1 protein-coding gene is annotated in these 564 nt (G+C 31.7%); it reads right to left on the bottom strand.

Translation table 11 applies throughout. The features are described from left to right. Positions 1-564: restriction endonuclease subunit S (locus CP355_RS10045; RefSeq protein WP_369823218.1), on the bottom strand; the 564-nt coding region annotated here is incomplete at both ends.

Genomic DNA, 564 nt, shown 5'->3' with positions numbered 1-564 from the left:
CAACTTTTGATTTGTCGACTTGTTGAACGAATGATGCAAATTTGTTTTGAGATTCTTCATTCACATCTGGAACTTTCAGTTTCAAGAAATTAGATTTAGAAATATTTTTCATACTTCCACTTGTTCCAGATGACACTCTTTGAATCTGTAATTTAAGAAGAGGATGAATTAACACTTGCCAAAGGAAAATAGAATTTACATTTTCTTTTAAATTTGCTCTCCATAATCGATCTGGTAAATAAGTATTTTCAGGTGCTTCCCAAACATACGCAGTTGCGCCAACTAATTCTTGAGTATTCATTCTACTAATTAGTACATTTCCGGTTCTCACTTTGTTATTTTCATCTGGAACATAATTTGATGGTAAATATTTATAATCATTTTTAAATTTATCATATGACACAGCGCCGGTATTTAATACTTTATTTGTGCATTTTTCTTTACCAGCTAGGCTTTTTCCGGCCGTCAGTGATTCTATATATTTTGAAACTGGTGTATCAAATTTTAAGTCACCAAACATCTCGACAAATCGGGCTTTGATTAAAGTGTCCAATTTTGCTAGTT

The sequence above is a fragment of the Lactobacillus sp. UMNPBX4 genome (assembly GCF_002554115.1).
Lineage (GTDB): Bacteria > Bacillota > Bacilli > Lactobacillales > Lactobacillaceae > Lactobacillus > Lactobacillus gallinarum.
This window is presented reverse-complemented; position numbering and strand designations above follow the sequence as displayed.